This is a genomic window from Streptomyces sp. NPDC001153 (genome assembly GCF_053598315.1).
In genome coordinates this window covers 72,151-91,094 of sequence record NZ_JBSFJZ010000020.1, presented here as the reverse complement: position 1 = coordinate 91,094, position 18,944 = coordinate 72,151, and the positions used below count along the sequence as shown (strand labels likewise).

The window sequence follows — 18,944 nt, the reverse complement described above, 5'->3', positions numbered from 1 at the left end:
CCGTCATAGCCGCAGCCGCAACCCCCGCAGTGGTTCACCGTCGACCAAGCGCAGAGCATCCTGGACGAACTCCCCGCCGAGTGGCGGACGATGTGTCTGCTTGGCTTCTACACCGGACTGCGCTGGGGTGAACTCTCCGGCCTGCACCGCCACCGCATCGACCGGCGCCGCTCGCGCCTGTTCGCGGTGGAGGTCAACACCAAGAGCGGTATCAAGGAGTACCCCAAGAGCTCCAAGAGCCGCCGGGAAGTCCCGCTCCCACCGCACGTCCTGGAGCCGCTCGACCGTCACATCCACCGGCTCGACCATGACGCGCTGGTCTTCACCACCATCACCAAGGGCCGCTCCGGACGCCGCCTCGACGACGGCAACTGGCGACGGCAAACCTGGTGGCCGGCCGTCGAAAGCGCCTACTACTTCGACACCGACGGCGAGCAACACCTCGTCCCGCACTACCCACCGCACTCCATGCGCCACGCCTGCGCCTCCTGGCTCGTCCAGAAAGGAGTCTCCCTCTACGAGGTCCAGCACCTCCTCGGACACGAGAGCTTCCAGACCACCCAGCGCTACGCTCACCTGCAACCGGACGCGCACAAGGCCGTCCTCGGAGCCTGGGAACGCCTGGACGTTCCGTTGACAATCGCCGCATAAACGTTTCTCCGCCCTGTCCTCCACGGACAGGGCGGAGGCGTCATGTGAGGACCAGGCACCTCCAGTGGGCGGGACCGTGATCACGGATGGTCGGGGTGGTCCTCCGTGGGAAGCGATCAGCGGCCCTGGGCGTCGACGGCCAGGGGTGAGCATAGAGGTCGCCGCGCAGCAGCTCTCGCAGAGCCTCACGGCTGTCCGGCGGAGTCCGCAGTGGCGAGCCAAGCGGGTCGATCTTCGCTGCGTACTCTTCGGCCCACTGCAGCCATTCCGGCTCGACCGCCAGAGTCGATGCGCTGTCGGCTTGTGCGCGTGCTGCGTGGCAGAAGGCGCGGATCTCGACAGCCTGATGCCACGCCTTCACCTGCTCGATCAGGACCCTCGCTCGATGCCTTTCAACTTGCTGCTCCCGCGCCTGAGCGATCGCCGCGTACCACTGGCGCTGCTGCTCGGCCTCGCGGAGCTTCCTTTCACGCTGCTGGCGCTCGGCCTCCGACGCGAGGTGTTCGAGATCGCGCAGAAGGTGCCCCAGTCGGGACTCCAGTGACCATCGGGCTCCGTCGCTGTACGAGTACGAATGCTGGTACCGGCTTCCAGCCGGTGCGCCGATCGCCAGGCGTCCGTTGAACTCCTCGTCGTACTTGGGGAGACGCGTCCAGGGACTGCGTTGCTGCTGGCGAACCTCCTGGGGAGTCGGCTCGTGGCGCACCTTGGTCGTCCGCTCCGTGAGCGCGAGCGGAAAGGCGATAACCAGCGAGTGCACGGCTTCACCACGGTGGAGGTCGGTCTGAGTCTCCAGCGCGTAGCCGCGGTTCTCGGCCGCCGTCAGGAGCGCGTGCATGATCCGCAGGGCTCGGTCGACGAGTAGACGTGACAGGTAGAGGGGAATGACCTCGGGCCTTCCTCGGGTGTCGACCACAGTCCGGGACCTGCCGAGAGCCTTGCACGTCGCGCGGACCAGACGGTGAAGGCGGTCCACGCTTTCGGGTACATCGATGGTCGGCACTGGGGGAGGCTGGGCCGCCTTCTCCGCCTTCTCGTCGACCAGCGTGAAGACGCAGTCGCCCCACTGCCGACCGGCCCAGCGCAGCTTGTGTCCCTCCAGTACGTGGCCGTGGTGCAGCGCACTTTAGTAGGCCGCCCGCCACCGCCCGCGGGTCTGCGGTCCAGGGTTCGGTACGGTGATTTTTCCCGAGGCGGTTCGTAGCCGGGAGATCAAGTCTGCTCCGTCAGTGGGGGCCTTTACAGCCTGATCAGCATCTCCTTCCAGGCGGTCCTTCTCTGCTTACACCTCACGAGGGTGCATTCCGTGCTTGAGGTAGTAGCGGCCATCCGCTGTGACGACGACCACGTGGCTGCTGCCGCGCCAGGTCCTCTTGATCAGCCCGCGCTTCTCAAGGGCCAAGCCGTATGGATGCTCTCGGGCGGGAGAGCCACGGCATCAGAAGCACCCGCGACTTCCCGGAGCATGTCGGCCTGCTTCTCCGTCAGTGCATACTTCACGGTTCCCGGCCTCCAGTCGACGAGCTGTGGGCGGAGGGCCACGATAGGCCGGGGCGAGCAGCGAGAACCACAACCCATCCCACGTATGGCTTCCACGGCCCCGTCCGGACGCGCTGAGGTCGGTCGTTGAAGTGAGTCAGCGCGCTTCGTGCGTGACGCTCGTTTGACGCTCTGGGCCCCTGGCAGCCCGTCTCCCGAGCCAAGAAACCTCCTCTGACCTGCGACTTCTCCAGCTCCCGCTCGCTGCGACATCTTTTCGATGACGCATCATGTGGAGTGCGTGGCGATTCTGGAGCCTGCGGCAAAGGGCCTCTGACCTGCACGTTCGTGGTTCTGACAGGTCTGCTCGACCTCTTTGGAGCACAACACACGCTCGATCCCGACCACCTCGGCTGTCCTCCAGTTCCGCCATGTCCTTCAGGACGCCGATGTGGTCGAGGCAGAAGAGAACGACCTCGCCCCAGTGGCCGGCTCAGATCCCCGCCCGTGACCAGCCGCCGGGGAGGCAGCGGGCCACGGATGTCGCACTACGTAGTGGACGCCGATGCCACCGGAGACGATCAAGTACCGGGGCGTTGTTCGCGCATCTGGACGAGCGGCAGCGGCGGCTGATGAGAGGGACGAGGCCCGGATCCTGGGGGGCGGCAGCCACCTCTCCTGATCCCGGGCAGCCGAGTCCAGGGGTGCGCATCCTCGCAGAGGGTGTCTGGTGGGTCCACCGGCTTCCGACCGCCTGGTCCGCGCCTCCCAGCCGCCGCCAGGCGATGTGGACCGCTCTGCGTGGATCATTGCGCCAAATCGGTTTGTTCGTGGGCACGTTGCTGCTCATCGTCGTACTGGTCGTCGCCTGGAGCGTGGCCAACCCGTCCCGCGTGGGCGGCTCTGCGGGGACGTGGCTGTCCCTCGCGTTCCTGGCGGGAGTCGTGTGGGCGGTGTTCCTGTTCCTGTTCGCTTGTTCCGCCGTCGCGCGAACCGGCTTCGGCGCGGTCTCGGTTCACCCCGCTGCCCCGCCTGTGCTGGCCACTTTCCTGGTCTGGGCGTTCGCGGTCACTGCCAGACTGCCCAGCGGACCGACGCCGATCGCCTATGTGCTGCTCATCGGCGGTCCGGCCACGGTGACGGCGATCGCATGGTGGGAGGTCCACCGATTGCGCACCCGGTTCGGGGTGCGGCTGAGGGGCGGCTGAAGCCTCGCCTGAGTGGAAGGAGGGCGTTCCGGCAGCGTGCGAGATGTCCGTTCCCAGGTTTTGTACGACATATGGCGGACCGGGGTCTGCGGCGCGGACGGCGAGTTGGGCCCGCCGCGCGCGACGGCGCGGCAGTCCCCCATCCGGGGCCGGCACCCCGGATGGGTGCCGGCCCCGGTCCGAGCAGCGGGCGAGGGAGACGGCGGGCGCCACCACCTCATGAGTGACGGACACACCGGGACGCCCCCGCACGGGTGACCACGCGGTGGGTGGTGGGGGTTTCGCGGCGTGTGGAGTGCGGCAGGAGCCGTGGGTGCCGTGCGTGAGGAAGGGGGTGCGGTGCGGGTGACCCGCGAGGAGGTGCGGGTCGTCCTGGTCGACCATTCCGACGTCATCCGGCTGGAGCTCGGCCCCGGACCCCGCCCGCGCATCGGCGGCGCGATCGACGAACCGAAGCGCGATCGACGAACTGAAGACGGAACGCTGGGTCGGACGGCGAGGTGATGCCCGCGGCGACCGTCGGGTGGACCGCGGGCATGGTCGCGAGCCCTCTGGCGGCGCTGGTCCCGGGTGAACGCGATCGGCTGGGACGGCTGAGCGTGGACCCCACCTGCGGGCGACCGGTGTCCCCGACGTCCAGGCCGCGGCGACACCGCTGCCGCGATGGCGGAGAAGGAGCACTCATACGACGCAGAGCCGCCGCCACGCCCAGCCGATGGGGAAGTCCACCGGGCACGACGTGGCCGCCAGTTGCTTCTCCAGGTTCTGCCCAGGCGCATCGATTCCTGGCGACGGTATGTTTGGTGCATAAAGTGATGTACGGGGCATAACCGTCGAGAGATGGGCGAGCGGCACCATGAAATTCGCGGTCATCGGCGGAACCGGGCTGATCGGGTCACGGGTTGTGGAGAACCTCGACGCGGCCGGCCACCAGGCCGTCCCGCACTCCCCGAAGTGTCCGACGCCGCCCTTCACGCTCGCGGCGAGAAGGCTGCCCATCTACGACCGGGTTTCGCCGAAGGCCGGGGAGTTCGTCAGGTTGATGACGACATCGACGCCCGCCACGGCTTCCTCGACGCCCCGGCCGTTCACGAGGTCCACGCCTGTGGCCGGGCGGATGGCGAGACCGTCCGTCTGCCGCGTACGCCGCTCCAGCCGATCGCCGCCGCGGACGTCTCCCGCATCATCGCCGAAGTGGCCGCCGGTACCCCGCTCAACGGCGTCCTCGACATCGCCGGACCCGACGTGTACCCCCTCGACGGAATCGGCCGGCTGACCCTCGCGGCCAAAGGCGACGGGCGCTCCGTCGTCACCGATGACACCGCCGGCATGTATGCCGCCGTCCACGGTGACGTCCTCACCGCCGGGCACGACGCCCGCATCGCCCCCCACCCACTACACGGACTGGCTCGCCTGAACCCGCCGCGATCCCCGACGCCGAGCAGCAAGGATTGTGCATGGTGCTCCGGGAGGCATTTCGACCACCCCTACGAGCAGCTCGCGGAGACCATCGGCCAGACCAGCAAGGTGCTGCCGCTGATCTTCTCTACCGGGCCCTCAGTGCGGGCACGAGGCACGTCAGTCGCGTCCCCCGAACGCCTCCAAAATGCGTTCCGCCGCCCGTGTCGCCGTCAAGCGGCCCTGCCTGACCTGTCGTTCGAGGTCCGGCGCGGTCTCGCGCACCGCGGGGTCGGAGTGGAGGCGGTCCAGCAGTTCGTCGCGGACCATGGCCCAGGTCCAGCGGACCTGCTGGTCGCGCCGCTTGGCGGTCAGCCGGCCGGTGGAGTCGAGCAGCGTACGGTGCTGCTCCAGGCGCTCCCAGACCGTGTCCAGCCCCGTCGACTCGCGGGCGCTGCAACTCAGCACCGGCGGGGTCCAGAAGGCCTCCTTGCCGTGCATCAGGCGCAGTGCGCCCGCCAGTTCGCGGGCGGCGGCCTTCGCGTCGCGCTCGTGCGGGCCGTCCGCCTTGTTGACGGCGATCACGTCGGCCAGCTCCAGGACGCCCTTCTTGATGCCCTGCAGCTGGTCGCCGGTGCGGGCCAGGGTGAGGAGGAGGAAGGAGTCGACCATCTCCGCGACCGTCGTCTCCGACTGGCCCACGCCCACGGTCTCCACGAGGATCACGTCGTAGCCCGCGGCCTCCATCACCACCATCGACTCCCGGGTGGCCTTCGCGACCCCGCCCAGTGTGCCCGCGCTGGGGGAGGGGCGGACGAAGGCCGCCGGGTCGACCGCCAGCCGTTCCATGCGCGTCTTGTCGCCGAGGATCGAGCCGCCGGTGCGGGTCGAGGAGGGGTCGACCGCCAGGACCGCGACCCGGTGGCCCAGCGAGGTGAGCAGCGTGCCGAACGCGTCGATGAACGTCGACTTGCCGACGCCCGGCACCCCGCTGATGCCGATCCGCCGCGCCCGGCCGCTGTGCGGAAGGAGCTGCGTCAGCAACTCCTGTGCCAGCGACCGGTGTTGGGGGCGCGTGGACTCGACGAGCGTGATCGCGCGGGCCACGATCGCCCGCTTCCCGTCGAGCACGCCCTTCACATATGCATCGAGATCGATCGCTGCCATCGGCGCCCTACAGCTCGTGGCCGGCGTCGGCCGGCAGCTCGTGGCCGAGGTCCGCCGACAGCCGCTTGACCAGGTCGTACGCCGCGTCGGGGATCACCGTCCCGGGCAGGAACACCTCCGCCGCGCCCATGTTCCGCAGCGTCGGCACGTCCTGCGGCGGGATCACCCCGCCGACCACGATCATGATGTCCTCGCGGCCCTCCTCGGCGAGCTTCTCGCGCAGCGCCGGGACGAGGGTCAGGTGGCCCGCGGCCAGCGACGACACACCGACCACGTGCACGTCGGCCTCGACCGCCTGCCGGGCGACCTCCTCCGGCGTCTGGAACAGCGGGCCGACGTCGACGTCGAAGCCGAGGTCGGCGAACGCGGTCGCGATCACCTTCTGGCCGCGGTCGTGGCCGTCCTGGCCCATCTTGGCGACCAGGATGCGCGGGCGGCGCCCCTCGGCCTCCTCGAAGGCGTCCACCAGGGCACGGGTGCGGTCCACGTTCGGGGACTGGCCTGCTTCGTTGCGGTACACGCCGGAGATCGTACGGATCTGGCTCGCGTGCCGGCCGTACACCTTCTCCAGGGCGTCGGAGATCTCGCCGACGGTCGCCTTGGCGCGGGCCGCGTGGACGGCCAGCTCCAGCAGGTTCTCCTTGCCGTCGGCGGCCCGGGTGAGCGCGTCGAGGGCGTCCTGGCAGGCCTGCTCGTCCCGCTCCGCGCGCAGCCGCCGCAGCTTCTCGATCTGCTGGGCGCGCACGGACGAGTTGTCGACCTTGAGGACCTCGATCGCCTCGTCGTTCTCCACGCGGTACTTGTTCACGCCGATCACCGGCTGGCGCCCGGAGTCGATGCGGGCCTGGGTGCGGGCCGCCGCCTCCTCCACGCGCAGCTTCGGGATGCCGGCGTCGATGGCCTGTGCCATGCCGCCCGCCTGCTCGACCTCCTGGATGTGGGCCCAGGCCTTGCGCGCGAGGTCGTACGTCAGCTTCTCCACGTACGCGCTGCCGCCCCAGGGGTCGATGACCCGGGTGGTGCCCGACTCCTGCTGGATGAGCAGCTGGGTGTTGCGGGCGATGCGCGCCGAGAAGTCGGTCGGCAGGGCCAGGGCCTCGTCGAGGGCGTTGGTGTGCAGCGACTGGGTGTGGCCCTGGGTCGCCGCCATCGCCTCCACGGCCGTACGCGTGACGTTGTTGAACACGTCCTGCGCGGTCAGCGACCAGCCCGAGGTCTGCGAATGGGTGCGCAGGGAGAGGGACTTGGTGTTCTTCGGCTCGAACTGGCTCACCAGCTTGGCCCACAGCAGGCGCGCCGCCCGCAACTTGGCGACCTCCATGAAGAAGTTCATGCCGATCGCCCAGAAGAAGGACAGGCGCGGCGCGAACGCGTCCACGTCCAGGCCCGCTTCCCGGCCCGCGCGGATGTACTCCACGCCGTCCGCGAGCGTGTACGCCAGCTCCAGGTCGGCCGTCGCGCCCGCCTCCTGGATGTGGTAGCCGGAGATGGAGATGGAGTTGTAGCGGGGCATCCGCTGCGAGGTGTACGCGAAGATGTCGGAGATGATCCGCATCGACGGCTTCGGCGGATAGATGTAGGTGTTGCGGACCATGAACTCCTTCAGAATGTCGTTCTGAATGGTTCCGGCCAGCTTCTCGGGCGGTACGCCCTGTTCCTCCGCCGCCACGATGTACAGCGCGAGCACCGGCAGCACGGCGCCGTTCATCGTCATCGACACGGTCATCCTGTCGAGGGGGATCCCGTCGAACAGCTGCCGCATGTCGTAGATCGAGTCGATGGCCACGCCCGCCATGCCGACGTCACCGGTCACGCGCGGGTGGTCGCTGTCGTAACCCCGGTGCGTGGGCAGGTCGAAGGCGACCGACAGGCCCTTCTGGCCGGCGGCCAGGTTGCGCCGGTAGAAGGCGTTGGACTCCTCGGCGGTGGAGAAGCCCGCGTACTGGCGGATCGTCCAGGGCTGGTTGACGTACATCGTCGGGTAGGGGCCGCGCAGATACGGCGCGATGCCCGGGTAGGTGCCCAGGAAGTCCAGGCCCTCCAGGTCACGGCCGGTGTACAGCGGCTTGACCCCGATGCCCTCCGGGGTCTCCCACAGCGGCTCTTCGCTCCCGGTCGCCCGCGCGACGGCCGCACGCCACTGATCGGCACTGCCGTCGACGGCCGGCGTCCCCAGCTCGATGCCGGAGAAGTCGGGGATTCCCATCAGGACACTCCCATGCGGTCGAGGGTCGCGGACAGCACGTCGATGGCGTCGCAGCCCGCGAAGACGTACGAGTCGATGCCGGCGTACTCGCCCCGGCCCGCCAGGAACACATGCCGGGCGCCGGCCGCCCTGAGCGACTCGGCCGCCTGCTCGGCCTGTTCGGCGTACAGGGCGTCGCTGGAGCACAGCACGGCCTCGGTGGCGCCGCTGTCCTCGAAGGTGCCGTCCGTGACCGGCTCGATGCCGCCCGCCTGGAAGAGGTTCGCCGCGAAGGTCGCCCGCGCGGTGTACGCGGCGGCCGAGCCGATGGTCGCCAGGAAGATCCGGGGGCGGGCGCCGGTCGCCGCGAGGTGGGCGTCGGAGCGGGCGCGCAGCTCCTCGTACGCCTCGTCGCGGCGCACCCGGGGCAGACCGCCGGACGGCGGCTCGGGCGCGGGCTCGCGGTCCACCGGCTTCTCCGCCAGCAGCGGGAACTCGCTGACACCGGTGATGGGTTCGCGCCGCTTGGCGAGCTTCTTGGAACGCTCCGCCCAGGTCGTCGCGAGGTCCGTGCGCAGCCGGCCGGAGCGCAGTACGGCGGCCTGGCCGCCGTCGCGCTCGATCGTCCGGAAGAACTCCCAGGCGGCCTGGGCGAGTTGGTCGGTGAGCTGCTCGACGTACCAGGAGCCGCCCGCCGGGTCGATGACCCGGGCCAGGTGGGACTCCTCGATGAGGATCGTGGAGGTGTTGCGGGCGATCCGGCGGGCGAACGCGTCGGGCAGCCCGAGCGCGTGGTCGAACGGCAGCACGGTCACCGAGTCGGCGCCGCCGACCCCGGCGGCGAGCGTGGCGACCGTCGTGCGGAGCATGTTCACCCACGGGTCGCGGCGGGCCATCATCACCGGCGAGGTGACCACGTGCTGCACCTGCGCGCCGGGCGCGCCGCAGACCTCGGCGACCCGGGCCCACAGCCGGCGCGCGGCGCGGAGCTTGGCGATGGTGAGGAACTGGTCGGCGGTGGCGGCGTAGCGGAACTCCAGCTGCCCGGCGGCCTGTTCGACACCGAGCCCCGCCTCGGTGAGCTCCCGCAGATACGCCACACCGGTGGCGAGCGAGGCGCCCAGCTCCTGCGCGGCCGAGCCGCCCGCCTCGTGGTACGGCAGCGCGTCCACGGTCAGGGCGCGCAGACCCGGGTACTGCTCGGCGCAGCGCGCGGCCAGGGCGGCGTACGGCGCGAAGTCCAGGGCGGTGCCGGTGCGGGCCTCGTGGCCCAGCGGGTCGCCGCCCAGATTGCCGCGTACGGCGGCCGCGTCCACGCCGTTGCCGTCGTACAGCCGCAGCAGCGCCTCGGCGGCCTGCTCGGTGTCCCGGCCGGCGTCCAGGACGACCGGCGCGAGGTCCAGGTACACACCCTCCAGCGCCCGGCCCAGCCCGTCGAGCGGGATGCCGCCCTCGCCCAGCACGAGCCACAGCGAGGTGCCGCCGTTCTCCAGGTCGGCCAGGACGGCGTGCTCCGAGAGGGCGGTGTGCCGCTGCCGTACGTCCCAGCCGCCCGCGGTGTTGCCCTCGGGGCGGCCGCCGCGCACATACGGCGCGAAGCCCGGCAGGCCGGGGTCGGGCGCGGCGTCGCGAGCGGTGTACAGGGGCCGGGTGCGCAGCCCGTCCTCCAGCGTCGTGGACAGGGCGTCCTCAGCTGCCGCGCCCGAGACTTCCTTGCCCGACTTGCGCAGCACGCCCTCGACCAGGCGTTGCCACTGCTCGTGTGTCGCGTCAGGGAACTCGGCGGCCAGTGAGAGCCCGTCGTCAGGCAGGACCGTCATGGCTCGGATGCTAGGGCAGCACGCTCGAATGAGAGTAAAGCGAGGGCTGTGACGTTGCCCTCCTCGCGGTTGTGACCTGCGCCGCTCAGCCCTCGGAGGGCTCCCCGTCCGGGGCCGGCAGGTCCGGTACGAGGGCGCACATGGCCATGCGCTGCTCGGGTCCCATGGAGTCGGCGAGGGCCTGCCGGACGGTCCCGGCGAGCAGGGCCGAGGTCTCGCTCAGCAGCTCGCGCGCCCTGGCGGTGAGGGCCACCTGCACACCGCGCTTGTCGCCGCACACGGACGTGCGGGCGACCAGACCGGCCCGCTGCAGGCAGGCGATCTGGTAGGTGAGCCGGGTCTTGGGGCGGCCGAGGAGATCGGCGACCTGCGTCATGCGCAGTCCCTCGCGGGGCCGTTCCGCCAGCAGGCACAGGATCAGGAACTCGTCGTGGGAGACGTCGAGGGTCTCCTTCACGACCGACCGCAGCCGCTGCTCCACGGTGCCCGTGGCGGCCAGCAGGACCATCCAGGCGCGCAGCTCCGCGGGCAGCAGGCCGCCCGCTGAGGCGGGGCATTCGAGCTGGTGGGCGGGGTGCGCGTCGGAGGCGGACATGCGTCGAGTCTACCTGTTGTCCAATTTTGGACCAGCCGGTTGTTCAGTTTTGGACCAGCAGGTTGTCCAAATTTGGAGGACGCGCTAGCGTGGCGTCAGTCATCCAAATTTGAACCACTCGACTCCGGAGTACGACCATGACCCTCGCCGTGCAGACAGGCACCTGGCAGCTCGACCCGGCCGCGTCCACCGTGGGACTGCGGCACAAGACCATGTGGGGGCTCGTCACCGTGAAGGGCGCGTTCGCCGCTGTCACCGGCGGCGGCGAGGTGCACGCCGACGGCTCGGCCACGGGCACCGTGACCCTGGAGGCGGCCTCCCTGGACACCAGGCACGCCAAGCGGGACACCCACCTGCGCTCGGCCCACTTCTTCGACGCCGGCAGCCACCCGGAGATCACCTTCGCCGTCCGTGGCGCCGACCGCCTCGACGGCGACGACGTGCGGGTCAGCGGACAGCTGACCGTGCGGGGCGTCAGCAGGCCCGTGACCTTCACCGCCCGCCTCACCGACGCCGGCGCCGAGGCGCTCACCCTGGACGCCGAGTTCACCGTGGACCGCGAGCAGTTCGGCATGGGCTGGAACCAGCTGGGCATGATGCGCGGGCTCACCACGGTGACGGCGAAGCTGCGTTTCACGCGGGCCCAGGCGTGAGCCGCCTGCTCAGCCCTTGAGGAAGGGGCTCAGCCCCTGGGTGCTCCCGGGCCCTCGAGGCCCAGTTCGGCCCAGCTCACGTCCTTGGTCGAGAGCGTCTGCGGGGTCGCCGTGAAGGCGCGCAGCCGGAAGTGCGTGGACCTCTTCGAGGGCACCGGGAAGCCGCCCTTGGGCGCCCGCAGCTCGACGGTCGCCGTGGTGTGCGCGGGGATGGTGGCCGGGCCGTGCGCCAGGGACCAGTACCGGCTCATGCCCTGGCCCGTCGTCAGCATGTAGTGCGGGCTCAGCGCGCCGCCGCCGGTGTTGGTCACCCGCACCGTCATCGCGGACAGCGTGTGCGCCGGGCCGTGCCGGACCGCCGTGATGTCCATCCGCAGCGGCGGCCTGCCCGTCACCGCGAGCGTCGCGCTCACCAGCGGGGGCGTGATCAGCAGGACGACCGCGGCGGCCAGGGCCGGCCGACGGCGCGGACCGGTCAGCCACCGGGGCCGCGGCTGCCACGCCTTCCTGAACTCCGACAGGGGCACGGTGATCGCCGCCGCCAGCCACAGCGGCGTGTACATCAGGTAGTAGCCGTCCTGGGACCGGGTCGCCAGGTAGAAGGCGCACCAGGGCAGCACGGTCGCGGCGGGGCCCAGTCGCCGTACGAACAGCACGAACAGCGCCAGCAGGGCCGCGGCGAGCAGCATGCTCGCGTGGCCGTACCAGTCGAGCCGGTCGCTGCCGTGCGTGAAGTACAGGGAGATGCCGACCAGACCCTGGCCGTGCACCACCGCGCCCTGGGTCAGCGGCAGGGCGATGCCCCGGAACCACGGGCCCGGCTCGCTGACGATGAAGTACGCGTTGATCAGCAGCCAGGTGAGGACGGCGATCCCCGCGATCCGCAGGACCACCCGCGCGGCCTGTCGCCCGCCGAGTTCCCCGCGGCGCACGGCGTAGATCCCGGCCAGCAGGAACGGGGTGACGAACCAGGGGAGTTGCTGTGCCGCGCACGCGGCCCCGATGCACGCGGCCCGCGCGATCCCGGCGGCACCCAGCCGGCCCCCGGCGCCGAACCGCGGCCAGCGCACCACCACCGGCACCAGCAGGACCAGGCCGACGATCGCCGGGTAGCCCTGGCGGGCGTACATCGGCAGGAAACCGAAGCCCAGGCAGACCATCGTGGCCGCCGAGCGCCACGGCGTCGGCAGCAGCCGCCACAGCACCACCGCGCCCACGATCAGCACGACGGTCGCCGCCAGGGTCGCCGGTGCGCCGACGTGGCCGAGCCACAGGAAGGGCACGGTGAGCAGCGGCGTCAGCGGGGGATAGCCGTACGTGTAGTCGTAACCGCCGGTCGTCGTGGCGGTCAGGGCGACGCCCTTGATGTGGAAGAGCCACGGCCACGGCTGGTCGTACACCTGGTGTCCGCCGACGATCTCCTTCGCGGCCTGCGTGGTCAGGACCGCCTCGTCGCCGCCCGCGTGGTTCAGCGCCCAGGTGCACAGGGTGAGTGCGATCGCGGTCACCAGCACCACGGCGTCCAGACGGACCAGCGAACGCGCCCGGCGGACCGTCAGCGTGAGCACGCCGGTCACCAGGATCGTGGCGTAGCAGGCGGAGATGACCCCCGCGAGGATCAGCTGGTGCGTGGCCGCCTGCGTCCACACCGTGCGCGTGCCGATGAACAGGCTGACGTCGGCGAGCAGCGTCAGTACGCGGTGCCACTGCGCGGGTGGCGCCTGGAGCTCCGCGGGGGCGACCGGTACGGCGGACACCGCCGACTGCGTCCGCCGGCCAGCTGTCACCTGCTGTGTTTCTGCCAAGTGCACGGCACCGGACGCTAGTGGCAGCCGATGAACACGGCGTGGCGGCATGTGAAGAGTCGGATATGAGCGAGGTAAGAGGCGGACTTAATCGTACATGTGATGGCAGGTCGCTCCCCGTCGGACGGCACCGGATCGGTCGCGCAGTGTGTCGTTGTTGGGCCGAACGGGTGACTTGGCGTAAGAATTGGCTGGTGCAGGCATGGAATGCGAGTCAGGTCGGGGGGAGCCGGTGAGCCGTTACGACGTCACCGATGAACAGTGGGAAGGGCTCGCCCAGGTCGTGCCGCTGCGGGGCCGCGACGCCTGGCCGTCCGCGGTGAACCACCGCTCACTGCCGGACGCCGAGACCGAGACCCGGCGCCGGTTCGTGGTCCTGCGCGTCAACGTCTTCGCCGACGCGCGGGAGGTCGCCGAGACCCTGATGGCCGGCGCGCCGGTCCTGCTCGACCTCTCCGGCGCGGAGACCGAGGTCGCCAAGCGCGTCCTCGACTTCAGCACGGGCGTTGTCTTCGGCCTGGGCAGCGGGATGCACCGCGTCGACCGCAACGTGTTCCTCCTCACCCCGCCCGGCACAGAGGTGAGCGGGCTGATGGAGGGGGCTGGGGTGTCGGGCGGCTGACGGGGGCGCGTGCGACGGCCGTCACCCGGCCGAGTGGCCCCGGTCCCGTTCGGGACTGCCGGACCGCCCGTTCGTGGGAACGGTGTCGGCAGGAAACGGTTCGGCAGGCGGGGCGAGTTCTACGGTCCGGACATGGCCGTGCCCTCCGTGTCCGCTGAGCCCCCCGTCGCCGACCCACCGGCCGGGACCCCACCCGCGCGGTCCCGGCGGTCCCCCGACGCGCGTGCCCGGATCACCGAACTGCGGCTGTCGGCCTTCGCCGGGCATCGGCGCGCCGGCTTTCCGCTGGGGCCCGTCACCCTGTTCGCCGGGCCCAGCGGAGCGGGTAAGACGACCGCGCTCACGGCGTACGGGGCGCTCGCCCGGCTCGGCGGCGGAGCCTCGCTCCACGAGGTGTTCCCGGACCCGGTGGCCTGCGTGCCGCAACGGGCACGCCCCGATGCCGGAGGGCGGCGCGGCTTCCGGATCGGCTGTACGGCCGACGGCGCCGAGGGGCCGGTCCGGCTCGACGTCGCCGTACAGGCCGAACCGGACCTCAGGATCGTGGGGGAGCGGCTGACGGCGGGCGGGGTCGTCCTGCTGGAGACCGCACTGCGCGACCCCGGACGCGGTACCGTCCAGGCCGCCTGGCACACCGCCGGCTCCGCCCCGGTGACCCGCGCCCCGCTGCCCGACGACCGCCTCGGCACCGCCCTGCTGCCGCTGCGCGTGGCCGGCAAGACCGACGGGCAGCGTCATGTGCTCGCCGCCGCCGAGCAGATGGTGGTCGCCCTGCGCTCCGTCTTCCCCTGCGACCCCCGCCCCGAGTGCATGCGCACCCCTGTGCCCACCGGCTCCGGCCGGCTGCTGTCGGGCTGCGGCAACCTCCCCGACGTGCTGTGGCGCACCCGCGCGGAATGCGGCCGCCGGCACGGCCTGCTGATCGAGGCCCTGCGTGCGGGCTGCGCGGGTCCGGTGACCGATCTCGTCGCGGAGCCGCTGCCGGACGGCACGGTACGGGCGCTGCTCGACCGCGGCGACGGCCTGCGCACCGAACTCGCCCGGCTCGGCGACGGCGAACTGCGCTATCTCGCGCTGACGCTGGTGCTGCTGACCGGGCCCGGCGTCCTGGACGTGGACACCCCGGGCGAGGTGCCCGACGCCCTGCGCACCCTCACCGTCCTCGCCGACGGCTTGGAGCGCGGCCTCGACCCCGCCCAGCGCCGGGAACTGCTGCGGACGGCCGTCCGGATGGGCGAGCGCGGGCACATCCGGTGTGTGGGCGCGGTGAGCGACGCCTCGTGGGCCACCGGGACCGAGGGCGTCACAGTGGTACATCTGGACGCGTGACCGAACCTCTCGACCTGGCCCGACTCCAGCGCCGACTCGCCGAGTTCGCGGCCGCGCGGAACTGGCAGCCCTACCACACCCCCAAGAACCTCGTCGCCGCGCTCAGCGTGGAGGCCTCCGAACTGGTCGAGATCTTCCAGTGGCTGACGCCGGAGGAGTCCGCACGCGTGATGGAGGACCCGGACACCGCGCACCGGGTCACCGACGAGGTCGCGGATGTCCTCGCCTATCTGCTGCAGTTCTGCGACGTCCTCGGCATCGATGCGCCGGCCGCCCTGGCCGCCAAGATCGACCGCAACGAACGGCGGTTCCCGGCGCCGGGGGCGCAGAGTGCGCCCGAGCGCCCTCAACCACCGGAGGGCTGAACTCCGTTATTACTCTCCGAAGTTGAACCGCCTGTCGAATCCGAATTGTTGTCCACAGATTTCCGTCTACCTCTGGCTTTTCGTCCCGACCACCCTCACTCTGGGTAGTGGACTAGAGAGTTCAAGAGGGCGTGCGAGGAAGCACGCGGAAGGACGGGGGCGACGCGTGGACGCGATACGGCTCATTCTCACCAGCAGGCGTGCGCTGGCGTGCGCCGCCGACTCGGCCGAGATCATGGCGGAGGTGTGGCAGGCGCAGGCCCTGGCCCAGGCGGTCGGCAGCCGCCTCGCGGTCTCCGGCCCGCCCGAGCTGCGCGGCGAGGCGCTGGGCCTGACCGAACTGGCGGGCCGGGGCTGCGGGGTCCTGGACCCGCCCGAACTCGACCTGGGCGACCTGCGCGCCGCCCAGCTCACCGAGCTGGCCGACGCCCGCGAGACCCTGCTCTGCCTCGGGGGTCTGCTCGGCGAGGTCGGCATGGCCCTGGTCGGCATGGCCAGCGGGGCCGACGACGAGACGACGTACTGGCAGTGCATGGAGGCCATCGACGCGGCCGACGAGTCCCGCGACCGCGTCCTGGAGATGCTGCGCAAGCTGGCGGCGCGGGAGGAGGTGTTACGGGAGGACGAGAGCCAGAAGGGTACGAACGGCGACGAGAACAGCCTGGACGGCAACCGCAGCAGCCCGTCCGGCGTTTGAGGACGAGCCTCGTGGGCACCGGCGCGCCCGCCGGGCATCCGGGGCGCCGGGCGATTTTTCACCCGACCGGGTACGGCCGTGCCCGGCGGTACCGGCGAGGTCGACGTGGTGCACGGCGTGCAGGATGGATGTATGGACCTTCGAATCTTCACCGAGCCCCAGCAGGGGGCCACCTACGACACCTTGCTCACCGTGGCGAAGGCCACCGAGGACCTGGGCTTCGACGCCTTCTTCCGCTCCGACCACTACCTCCGCATGGGCAGCGCCGACGGCCTGCCCGGCCCCACGGACGCCTGGATCACGCTCGCCGGGCTGGCCCGCGAGACCAAGCGCATCCGCCTCGGCACGCTGATGACCGCCGGAACGTTCCGGCTGCCCGGCGTGCTCGCCATCCAGGTCGCCCAGGTCGACCAGATGTCCGGCGGCCGGGTGGAGCTCGGCCTCGGCGCGGGCTGGTTCGAGGAGGAGCACAGGGCGTACGGCATCCCGTTCCCGAAGGAGAGGTTCGCGCGGCTGGAGGAGCAGCTCGCGATCGTCACCGGGCTGTGGGCGACCGAGGCCGGCAAGACCTTCGACTTCCACGGCACGTACTACGACCTGACGGACTCGCCCGCGCTGCCCAAGCCGGCGCAGAAGAAGCTGCCGGTGCTCATCGGCGGCCACGGAGCGAACCGTACGCCGCGGCTGGCAGCCCAGTTCGCCGACGAGTTCAACATCCCCTTCGCCTCCATCGAGGACAGCGAGCGGCAGTTCGGCCGCGTGCGTGCCGCCGCCGAGGAGGCCGGCCGGGGCGGGGACGCGCTGACGTACTCCAACGCGCTCGTGGTCTGCGTCGGCCGGGACGACCAGGAGGTCGCGCGCCGCGCCGCCGCGATCGGCCGTGAGGTCGACGAGCTGAAGGCCAACGGCCTGGCCGGCTCGCCGGCCGAGGTCGTCGACAAGATCGGCCGGTACGCCGCGATCGGCTCCCGGCGGATCTATCTGCAGATCCTGGACCTCGAGGACCTGGACCACCTGGAACTGATCTCCACCCAGGTGCAACCACAGCTGCCGTAACACCTTCCGGGGCGCTCCCGGGCCCCCGGCCTCCGGCCCCGGCTCCCGGCCTCCGGGCTACGGCGTTGGGGTCCCGGTCCCCGGCCTCCGGGTTACGGCGTTCGTGTCCCGGCCTCCGGCCTCCGGGCACGGCGTTGGGGTCCTGGCCTCTGGGCCACGGCTTCGGGACCCCGGCCCCCGGCCCTGGCCCCGGCCTCCGGGTCACGGCGCTGGGGTCCCGGACTCTGAGCTCCAACTCCGGTCCCGGCCACCTGCCGACGGCTTCTGGGTCTCGGCCACGGGCCCCCGGCCCCCGGCCTCGAGGTCCTGGGCCACGGCCTCCGGATTACGACATTGGGGCCCCGGCCCCTGGGCCCCGGCCTCCGGAACCACGGTCACCGGGTCATGGCCTCCCGGCCGTGGACACCGGTTCACCTAGCCGAGGCTGACTTCACAGGAGCTCCCCCTGGGTGAAAGGCCGCCGTCGTGCGCCACGGCGGTGGCCTACCGCCTGCCTCGCCTGTCTCAGCCGCTCTGGGCGAAGCCGTAGTCGAGGATCCGGCGCCTTGCCGAACAGCGTCTTGCCGGTGGCCGGGTCCAGCGCGAACGCTCCCTGGGCCTGTACCTGCGGTGCCGTGGCGGCCTCGGCGGGCGCGGCCGCGAGGACCCCCGTACCGAGGACCGTACCCGCCAGTGCCGCGACGACGGCTCTCCGGCCGACGCGGACGTGGTGGCCGTGAGACATGGTTCCCCGTGCAGTCAGTGGTCAGTTGACGGTTGATCACTATGCCGTAACTGTGTACGTTCCGTGTGGGAAGTGTGGGCTCCGCCACAGCGTGATCGTTCGGGTCCTGGTGAGATCGCCGGATGCTCGGTTTCCTCCTGCGCCTGCTGCCGTTCTGGGTCCGCGAGCCCTTGCTCGTCGTGGTCGGCTCCGTTCTCGGCGTACGCCTCATGTACCTCGCGTTCCGCGACCACGACTGGGCGTTGGCCGGTTTCGGTGTGGTGTTCCTCGTGTTCACGGCCGTACGCGTCCACACGGTGGTCCGGGCGCTGCGCGCACGCCGGAACCCGGACACGCCGGCTCCCGCGCCCGCGCCCGCGGTCGGCTCGGCAGCCGTCGCGGCCACCCGGGCCCAGGGCCACGTCCCGGCCCCGGCCCAGGCCCCGGCCCAGGTCCCGCCCCACGCCCCGGCCCCAGCCCCGGCCCCGGCTTCGTTCACTCCGGAGAAGGAGCCCAGCGCGTGGGGCCAGGCCGTCGCGGCCGTGGCCGTGTTCGGAGCGATCGGGGCCGCGCTGTGGGTGGCCCCGCACGTGCTGCCGTCCGACAGCGCCACGCAGCGGGCCGCCTCGTGTGCGGGCGGGGGACATGAGGACTTGCCGCAGGTGTACAGGAAGACGTCCCGGCCCGTGACCGGTGACGAGCTGTGCAAGGCACTCAACCGGCCCGATCTCGCCCGGCTCCTCGGAACGCCGGGGGAGACCGCGTCCACGGCTTCCGGCAACAGCGACACCGCTCCCCTGACCGATGGGAAGGTCGCCCAGCCGGAGGCCGAGATCGGGTTCGACACGTACACCGTGAACCTGTCGGCCACCTACAACCACCTGTCGATCGCCCAGTACGTGAAGCTGAAGAAGATCGGAAACGAGCAGAACGTCGAGACGCGTACGGTGCTCGGCCGGCCGGCGGTCTTCTCCTCGGACCACACCATGAAGCTGAGGATCAGTCTCGGGAGTGGCGGAACCAGCGGCGGACCCGTCGAAGAAGGTCCCCTCGCCCGGACGCTGACCGTGGCCCTCGACGGGAAGGACCGGGGCGGCTACTACGACCTCACGGTGTGGAGCCAGTCCGGAGCCCTCCCCGACGACAGCGCCCTGATCGACATCGCCGAGAAGGTCCTGCCCACGATCCCCGAACGGGGCGCGCGGTGAGAA

The 18,944-nt window shown here is 71.2% G+C and carries 16 protein-coding genes and 3 pseudogenes; 12 read left to right on the top strand and 7 right to left on the bottom strand.

Features of this window, described 5'->3' with window-relative positions; genetic code table 11:
- Window positions 1–42: 42 nt before the first annotated feature.
- Window positions 43–651, top strand: a pseudogene (locus ACWDEN_RS23390) (tyrosine-type recombinase/integrase); the annotation flags it as partial.
- A gap of 40 nt (window positions 652–691) precedes the next feature.
- On the opposite strand, the gene ACWDEN_RS23385 reads toward ACWDEN_RS23390, so the two are convergent.
- Window positions 692–1,654 (bottom strand): hypothetical protein, encoded by a 963-nt coding sequence (locus ACWDEN_RS23385; RefSeq protein WP_450860041.1) that lies wholly within the window; start codon window positions 1,652–1,654, stop codon window positions 692–694.
- 1,306 nt (window positions 1,655–2,960) lie between these two features.
- Here ACWDEN_RS23385 and ACWDEN_RS23380 point away from each other — a divergent pair.
- The 4 genes and pseudogenes from ACWDEN_RS23380 to ACWDEN_RS23365 form a co-directional block, all read left to right on the top strand.
- The gene (locus tag ACWDEN_RS23380; RefSeq protein ID WP_450860040.1) at window positions 2,961–3,338 is read left to right on the top strand and encodes a hypothetical protein; all 378 of its coding nucleotides are present in this window, start codon (window positions 2,961–2,963) and stop codon (window positions 3,336–3,338) included.
- Window positions 3,339–3,656: 318 nt separating this feature from the next.
- Window positions 3,657–3,842 (top strand): hypothetical protein, encoded by a 186-nt coding sequence (locus ACWDEN_RS23375; protein ID WP_351618813.1) that lies wholly within the window; start codon window positions 3,657–3,659, stop codon window positions 3,840–3,842.
- 352 nt (window positions 3,843–4,194) lie between these two features.
- Window positions 4,195–4,291 (top strand): annotated as a pseudogene (locus tag ACWDEN_RS23370) (LysR family transcriptional regulator); the annotation flags it as partial.
- Between the two features lie 163 nt (window positions 4,292–4,454).
- Window positions 4,455–4,755: pseudogene (locus tag ACWDEN_RS23365) on the top strand (LysR family transcriptional regulator); the annotation flags it as partial.
- Between the two features lie 161 nt (window positions 4,756–4,916).
- Here ACWDEN_RS23365 and meaB read toward each other — a convergent pair.
- From meaB to ACWDEN_RS23345, 4 genes are all read right to left on the bottom strand, one after another.
- Window positions 4,917–5,903, bottom strand: a complete 987-nt coding sequence (meaB, locus tag ACWDEN_RS23360) for a methylmalonyl Co-A mutase-associated GTPase MeaB (RefSeq protein WP_351618816.1) — start codon at window positions 5,901–5,903, stop codon at window positions 4,917–4,919.
- A 7-nt stretch (window positions 5,904–5,910) separates the two neighbouring features.
- A complete protein-coding gene (scpA, locus tag ACWDEN_RS23355) occupies window positions 5,911–8,109 on the bottom strand; it encodes a methylmalonyl-CoA mutase (protein WP_450860039.1) in 2,199 nt (732 codons plus the stop codon).
- On the bottom strand, window positions 8,109–9,908 hold the full coding sequence (locus ACWDEN_RS23350) for a methylmalonyl-CoA mutase family protein (protein ID WP_450860038.1): 1,800 nt from the start codon (window positions 9,906–9,908) through the stop codon (window positions 8,109–8,111). The genes scpA and ACWDEN_RS23350 overlap by 1 nt, the downstream gene beginning before the upstream one ends.
- Before the next feature lie 85 nt (window positions 9,909–9,993).
- On the bottom strand, window positions 9,994–10,503 hold the full coding sequence (locus ACWDEN_RS23345; RefSeq protein WP_351618824.1) for a MarR family winged helix-turn-helix transcriptional regulator: 510 nt from the start codon (window positions 10,501–10,503) through the stop codon (window positions 9,994–9,996).
- 137 nt (window positions 10,504–10,640) lie between these two features.
- Here ACWDEN_RS23345 and ACWDEN_RS23340 point away from each other — a divergent pair, with 137 nt between their 5' ends.
- Window positions 10,641–11,156 carry a YceI family protein gene (locus ACWDEN_RS23340; protein ID WP_450860037.1) on the top strand — a complete coding sequence of 172 codons (516 nt, stop codon included), beginning with the start codon at window positions 10,641–10,643 and terminating at the stop codon, window positions 11,154–11,156.
- 29 nt (window positions 11,157–11,185) lie between these two features.
- On the opposite strand, the gene ACWDEN_RS23335 is transcribed toward ACWDEN_RS23340, so the two are convergent.
- On the bottom strand, window positions 11,186–12,967 hold the full coding sequence (locus ACWDEN_RS23335; RefSeq protein ID WP_450860036.1) for a hypothetical protein: 1,782 nt from the start codon (window positions 12,965–12,967) through the stop codon (window positions 11,186–11,188).
- A gap of 196 nt (window positions 12,968–13,163) precedes the next feature.
- On the opposite strand from ACWDEN_RS23335, the gene ACWDEN_RS23330 reads away from it, so the two are divergent.
- The 5 genes from ACWDEN_RS23330 to ACWDEN_RS23310 all read left to right on the top strand — a co-directional run bounded on the left by ACWDEN_RS23330 (window position 13,164) and on the right by ACWDEN_RS23310 (window position 17,030).
- A complete protein-coding gene (locus ACWDEN_RS23330; protein ID WP_351618830.1) occupies window positions 13,164–13,583 on the top strand; it encodes a cell division protein SepF in 420 nt (139 codons plus the stop codon).
- A 132-nt stretch (window positions 13,584–13,715) separates the two neighbouring features.
- Window positions 13,716–14,912 (top strand): AAA family ATPase, encoded by a 1,197-nt coding sequence (locus ACWDEN_RS23325; protein WP_450860035.1) that lies wholly within the window; start codon window positions 13,716–13,718, stop codon window positions 14,910–14,912.
- On the top strand, window positions 14,909–15,277 hold the full coding sequence (locus ACWDEN_RS23320) for a nucleotide pyrophosphohydrolase (RefSeq protein ID WP_351618835.1): 369 nt from the start codon (window positions 14,909–14,911) through the stop codon (window positions 15,275–15,277). Before ACWDEN_RS23325 ends, ACWDEN_RS23320 begins: the two co-directional genes overlap by 4 nt.
- A 166-nt stretch (window positions 15,278–15,443) precedes the next feature.
- A complete protein-coding gene (locus ACWDEN_RS23315) occupies window positions 15,444–15,974 on the top strand; it encodes a DUF6099 family protein (protein ID WP_450860034.1) in 531 nt (176 codons plus the stop codon).
- Window positions 15,975–16,106: 132 nt separating this feature from the next.
- Window positions 16,107–17,030 carry an LLM class F420-dependent oxidoreductase gene (locus tag ACWDEN_RS23310; RefSeq protein ID WP_450860033.1) on the top strand — a complete coding sequence of 308 codons (924 nt, stop codon included), beginning with the start codon at window positions 16,107–16,109 and terminating at the stop codon, window positions 17,028–17,030.
- Between the two features lie 430 nt (window positions 17,031–17,460).
- On the opposite strand, the gene ACWDEN_RS23305 is transcribed toward ACWDEN_RS23310, so the two are convergent.
- Entirely contained in the window at window positions 17,461–17,754 is a 294-nt protein-coding gene (locus ACWDEN_RS23305; RefSeq protein WP_351618842.1) for a hypothetical protein, read from the bottom strand.
- A 122-nt stretch (window positions 17,755–17,876) separates the two neighbouring features.
- Here ACWDEN_RS23305 and ACWDEN_RS23300 point away from each other — a divergent pair, with 122 nt between their 5' ends.
- Entirely contained in the window at window positions 17,877–18,941 is a 1,065-nt protein-coding gene (locus ACWDEN_RS23300; protein ID WP_450860032.1) for a DUF6215 domain-containing protein, read from the top strand.
- Window positions 18,942–18,944 lie beyond the last annotated feature (3 nt).

Bases quoted from the DNA above. Each gene is read 5' to 3' on its own strand.
- ACWDEN_RS23340 (WP_450860037.1), top strand. From the start codon at position 10,641: ATGACCCTCGCCGTGCAGACAGGCACCTGGCAGCTCGACCCGGCCGCG.
- ACWDEN_RS23345 (WP_351618824.1), bottom strand. From the start codon at position 10,503: ATGTCCGCCTCCGACGCGCACCCCGCCCACCAGCTCGAATGCCCCGCC.
- meaB (WP_351618816.1), bottom strand. From the start codon at position 5,903: ATGGCAGCGATCGATCTCGATGCATATGTGAAGGGCGTGCTCGACGGG.
- ACWDEN_RS23310 (WP_450860033.1), top strand. From the start codon at position 16,107: ATGGACCTTCGAATCTTCACCGAGCCCCAGCAGGGGGCCACCTACGAC.
- ACWDEN_RS23350 (WP_450860038.1), bottom strand. From the start codon at position 9,908: ATGACGGTCCTGCCTGACGACGGGCTCTCACTGGCCGCCGAGTTCCCT.
- ACWDEN_RS23325 (WP_450860035.1), top strand. From the start codon at position 13,716: ATGGCCGTGCCCTCCGTGTCCGCTGAGCCCCCCGTCGCCGACCCACCG.
- ACWDEN_RS23305 (WP_351618842.1), bottom strand. From the start codon at position 17,754: ATGTCTCACGGCCACCACGTCCGCGTCGGCCGGAGAGCCGTCGTCGCG.
- scpA (WP_450860039.1), bottom strand. From the start codon at position 8,109: ATGGGAATCCCCGACTTCTCCGGCATCGAGCTGGGGACGCCGGCCGTC.
- ACWDEN_RS23330 (WP_351618830.1), top strand. From the start codon at position 13,164: ATGGAATGCGAGTCAGGTCGGGGGGAGCCGGTGAGCCGTTACGACGTC.
- ACWDEN_RS23300 (WP_450860032.1), top strand. From the start codon at position 17,877: ATGCTCGGTTTCCTCCTGCGCCTGCTGCCGTTCTGGGTCCGCGAGCCC.